This is a genomic window from Nocardioides sp. (genome assembly GCF_035703625.1).
Lineage (GTDB): Bacteria > Actinomycetota > Actinomycetes > Propionibacteriales > Nocardioidaceae > Nocardioides.
This window is the reverse complement of sequence record NZ_DASSXS010000187.1, coordinates 1-5,036: the sequence shown is the minus strand read 5'-3', so window position 1 is coordinate 5,036 and position 5,036 is coordinate 1. Positions and strand designations below refer to the sequence as shown.

At 73.4% G+C, this 5,036-nt stretch carries 4 protein-coding genes; all 4 read right to left on the bottom strand.

The annotated features are described in order from the left end of the window. Nucleotides 1-200: 200 nt before the first annotated feature. On the bottom strand, nt 201-2,666 hold the full coding sequence (locus VFN12_RS09150; protein ID WP_325118338.1) for a CHAT domain-containing protein: 2,466 nt from the start codon (nt 2,664-2,666) through the stop codon (nt 201-203). Nucleotides 2,667-2,673: 7 nt separating this feature from the next. Beyond that, nucleotides 2,674-4,260 carry a S8 family peptidase gene (locus VFN12_RS09145; protein WP_325118337.1) on the bottom strand — a complete coding sequence of 529 codons (1,587 nt, stop codon included), beginning with the start codon at nt 4,258-4,260 and terminating at the stop codon, nt 2,674-2,676. A gap of 7 nt (nt 4,261-4,267) precedes the next feature. Beyond that, nucleotides 4,268-4,765, bottom strand: coding sequence for a hypothetical protein (locus tag VFN12_RS09140; RefSeq protein ID WP_325118336.1), 498 nt, complete (start codon nt 4,763-4,765; stop codon nt 4,268-4,270). Next, nucleotides 4,762-5,036: RNA polymerase sigma factor (locus tag VFN12_RS09135; protein ID WP_414690024.1), on the bottom strand; the 275-nt coding region annotated here is incomplete at its 5' end. The genes VFN12_RS09140 and VFN12_RS09135, both read right to left, overlap by 4 nt.

The following is a 5,036-nucleotide window of genomic DNA, read 5'->3' as shown; positions in this document are numbered from 1 at the left end:
CCAACGCCCGGGGACGAGAAACCGGCCGGGTCGCTCCCCCGTGGGCAACCCGGCCGGTCGGCAGTGAGCGGGTCTCGGGTCCCGCAGCACCACGCTCTGGATGACTGTCGTGCAGAGACTCCCTGCCGCGGGCTTCTCACTGGTCCAAGAGCGGCCGGGCCCGGGCCAGATACATCAGCCGGAAAGAAAGTCGGAGGAGCTCACCAGCCGGCGCCGAAGGTGAGCAGCGGCAGCACGTCGTCGGCCGCCTCCGAGACCTCGGCGAGGGCGTCGGCGGGCGACTGGCCGCGGGCCAGCAGGGCGTGCCAGTGGGCGAGCGCCTCGCAGGCGACGTCGTCGGCGATGACGACGGGGGACGACAGCACCGTCCGCGCCCCCGCATGCAGCCACGCGGCGGTCATGCCCACGGACTCCTCGCCCGAGCGGACCGACGCCCGCCCGAGCTCGCACGCGGAGAGCACCACGGTCGACGGCGTTGCGGGCAGGAGGTCGATGTCGTAGCCGAACCACGGTCCGTCGGCGAGCTCCACCGCGGCGAAGAGCGGGTTCTCCCCCTGATGGCGTCCGTGGCCGGCCAGGTGGAGTACGTCGACCCGTGCGGCCAGGGCGGACACCTCCGCCGCGGTGGCGTCGGGGCCGGACCGGACCTGGGTCACCGCCCACTCGGCGGCGGCGCGACGGACCTCCTCCTCCGCCCGGGCCAGGTGCGGCCCGGCGACCAGGCCGACGCTCCGAAGAGGTGGCGCCGGGGATCGTCGCTGTTCGATCCAGCGGGTCGCGGACGTCGGGACGGTGACCGGTCGGCCGGCCAGCCCGGGCATCAGCGACCAGGGCGCCCCCGCCAGCGCTCCGGAAGGGGTGAGGACGACCCGCCGGCCACCGATCAGCGGTAGCAGCGGCCGCACGAGCTCGTCGGCCGCCGCGTCGAGCCGGGCGCGCAGCGAGGATCGGATCGGACCGGCCAGGGGTCCGAGCCGGTGGGCCGCTGCCATCGTCAGGTCGGAGGCGATGGCGTCGAGGCGGTCACGCACCGTCGTCGTGCGACCGATCTCCACGAGCCGGGCGTCGTCGGCCGTGACCACGAGGGCGGACACCCGGTCGTCGACCACGAGGTGGGCCACCAGGGCCGCGTCGCAGGTCGCGAGCGACGCCTGGACGTCCTCCATCGCGGCGGGCTCGCCGACTGAGCCGCCCCCCTCGCCGTACCAGCTCCGTTGCCGGATGCGGGCCCGCAGCTCGGCCATCCGCTGCGTCTCGCCGGTCGCGGTACCGCCGACTCCGGACTGGAGCAACCGGAGCTCGGCGAGGTCGCCCGCCACCTGCGCGTCGGCCGGCGGGCGCACGGGAGCCACCCTGCTCACCAGGGCGCGAGCCCGCTCGGACCACTCGAAGGCCAGAGTCGGTCGACCGTCGTCGAGGGCGAGCCGCAGGCCCTGCATCGCCAGCCCGCGGCCGTGGCCGACCAGCGTGCTCTGCAGGTCGAGGCTGCCGAAGGTCGACTGCCACTCGTGCAGGTCGGCGAGCCCCGCCCGCACGTGGTCACCGGCGCGGCGCCGGTCGCCCCGGGCCCGGGCGAGCTCGGCGCGGACCTCGCGCGAGAGCAACCGGGTGGCGACCGGCGCACGATCGTCGACGCGCACCCGACGGATGCGGGCCGCGGCGTCGTCCAGCTGGTTGCGGTCGATCTCGACCCGGGCCGCCTGCAGCTCCAGCAGTACGGCGTCGCGCCGGTGACTGCTGCGGCGCAGCTCCTGGCTCAGCTCCTCGGCCCTGCGCACCAGGGCCGGAGTCCGGCCGCCGGCGGAGATCTCGGCCACCGTGGCCGCCGCCTCGGCCCGGAGTGCGGGCACCGGGCTCTGCTGGCTCCGGTAGTGGCGCGCGGCCTGACGGGCGACGACGCGGGCCCGTGCCGGGTCCTCGCGCAGCAGGGTCCAGGCCAACGTGAGCTCGCAGTCGGCCTGGAAGGTGCGCAGCCGGCGTGAGCCGTAGGCCTTCGCGGCCGTCTCGAGTGCGCGGATCGCCTCTCGTGGGCGCCCGGCGGCGGTCATGATCTGTGCCCGGTCCTGCTCGACCGTGGCCCGATAGGCCGCGGACTGGGCCGCCAGGACCGGCGCCGCCGCGTCGATCATCTGCAGCGCGCCGACGATGTCGCCGTTGAGCAGGCGCGCATACCCGAGGTTGTGCTCAACCTTGGCCTGCCACACCTCCCCGCCACCTGCGCGCGAGAAGTGGTCTCGCGCCGCTGCGAAGTCGGCGATGGCTGCCTGGGCGTCCCCGCGCTGCAGATGCACGTTTCCGCGATTGAGCAGCACCAGACCCACTGGCTCGCCACCCGTCGGAAGCAGGGACTCCGCCCTGGCGAAGGCGTCCATCGCGCGGCCGACGTCTCCGGTGCGCATGCTCAGCAGACCCAGTTGTGACCAGACCAGCCCCCGGGTCTCGTCCAGGAGCCCGGGGACGTCGAGGAGGCCGGCACAACGTTCGCGACCGGCAACGGGCTCCCCGGTCTCGGCCTCGACGTAGGCCCGGGTCAGGTCGATGCGCGCGTGCAGGTCCGGGTCGCTCGTGGCTGTCTCTGCGCGATCGAGCAGTGATCTCGCGCGCACGAAGGCACCGCGATTGACGGCCGACTTCGCGCGTTCGTGCAGTGCATCTGCCCCGAGCATGTGCCCATCATGGCGCCAGGTCGGTCAGCGCGCTCAGCGCTTTCCAGGCCCGAGCCACCGCGGGTGGACGACCGTCGTCGTCCGGGTCGATGCCATCCACGATCTGCTCGGCCACCTGTCCGGCGAAGAGCGGGGCCGCGAAGGACGTGCCGCTCCAGAGCGCGAAACCACTCGTGTAGTCGTCCGGGTCGAGCGACTCGCGCCGGCGACCGTACGCCTCGGTTCGGGCGGCAGGTTCCAGCCCACCCTGGAACTCGGGCATGGTGCTCATGACTGCGGCGCCGGGTGCATGGGCCCGCACCCAGGGTCCGGCATTGCTGAACAGGGCGTCGGTGCCGTTGGGGTTCAGGGCACCGACCGACATGATCGGCACCACCGTGTCCTCGGGAGGCACCCCGCCCGCTCCGTCGGCCCAGGGCGCGAACGCCGCCGGGAACATCGGCCGGGCGGTGGCGTCGTTTCCGGCAGAGCAGACGACGGAGACCCCACACTCGCCGAGGCGGCGCAGGATGTCGTACATCGTGGGGTCGAAGAGCTGGTCCTGCGGTGTCTCGTGGTAGTAGCCCATCGACAGGCTGAGCACGTCGATCGGATGACCGCCCTCCTGCCCGTCGCGGTGCCGACGGGCCACCTCGGCGATGTCGGCGAGCGCAGCGACCAGGTCGCTTTCCACCACCGGACCGTCCGACCCGACGACCCGCCAGGCCACGATGTCGGCGTCGGGGCAGGCCTGGTGGATGAGACCGGCGATGAAGGTGCCGTGTCCGGAGAGGGCGTCGATGCCGCCGTCGAGCGGACCCACCTGGTCGAACCACTTCTCGGGATCGCTCTCGTCGTCGACGTACCCGATCGGCTGACCGTCGAGGCCAGGGCCGGGCGTCACCACGGCAGCCAGCCACGGGTGCTTCCCGCATCCGGTGTCCACCGTGGCCACCACAGGCCGGCGGCCCACGAGCTGGTCGTCGGGACGACGTACCGGCTGGGGGCCGGCGTACCCGATCGGCTGGCGCCCGCCCCATCCCGCGATGGCGTAGGAGGACACAGCGGCCGATGCCTGGCCCCCCGCAGGGTTGCTGCCGTGGAAGGGGTTGCTGCCGTGGAACGGATTCGGGTCGATGCCGCGCACCAGCACGATGTGGTCGAGGCCGACCCGGCTCATCGCCTCCAGCCCGTGGGTCGCCCGGGCGTTCTGGAGCAGGACCCAGCCGTCGGGGGCGATGGTCGCCTTCTCGTCCAGGACGGTCAGGTCCAGCCGGACCACGCCGAGGCGGGTGTCGTCCTGCTCGTCGGTCACGTGCGCCTCGTCGCCGGGGTGGACGGTAGCCAGCCAGCCGAGTGACTCGGCGACGGCCTGCAGCTGCGCGACGCGGGTGGCGGTGGCGTCGCTGCGCGAGACGAGCAGGCGCGGGCCGACGTACACCGTGGAGCGGGGCCGCACGCCCTTGACGGCGAGCGCGGTCCCGGGGTCGAGCACCCGCCCGTCGACCTGGTCGAGGACGTGTCCGGGTGGGACGTACGGCTCGCGCTGCGCGGAGAGCGCGGACTGGCGTGTGGGAGTCGGGCGGTCGGCCGACTCCGGTGGTTTCGGGTCCATTTGTTCCTCAGACGTGGAAGGGCGGCGTTGCTCGGGGCCGCGCACTGCTCGGCGGCTCGTCGGTGAAGGTAAGACGGACGACGCCGGACGTGGCGCGGGCGAAGGCGAACCGGCCGTGCTGGTCCACTGCGGTCCGCTGCTCGGTGGCCCCGTGCTCGTCGCGCAGGGTCACGGTCAGGCCGCGTGCCGGCACCACCCAGCCGTCGAGCCGGGTGCCGTCGTCGAACTGGGAGAGGTGGACGTAGACCCGCAGGTCCGGGCCGACGTACTCCAGGAACGTGGAGGTGAGCTCGTCGGAGTCCTCGACCGTGTCCGCGGAGCGCACGCCGGCGAGGGCGTCGGAGGATTCCACCAGGGTCATCAGCTCGAGCTCGAGGTCCTCGGCCGCGAGCCGGGCCAGCACCCCGTGGGCGAGGTCGGCTGGCGGTGGGTCGACCTGTCGCCACAGGCGGGAGATGGCTTCGAGCAGGACGTCGTCGTCGAGCTGCTGGTTGGACTCGTTCATGCCAGGCCTCCCGTCCGCACCAGCTCGACGCGCAGCTTCTCCAAGCACCGGCCCCGGGTCGGCCCGATGCTCCCCACGGGCATGCCGAGGTCGGAGGCGATGGCGGTGTAGTCGGGGCGCGGCGCGGCCGCGACGATGCGGAGCAGGCGCTGGCATCGCTCGGGGAGCTGCTTGAGGCAGTCCCAGAGCCGAGCGCTCTCGTCGTCGAGCACAACCTGCTGCTCGGGTGCCGGCTCCTCCGGCAGGTGCCGGTCGAGGATGTCGTCTGCCT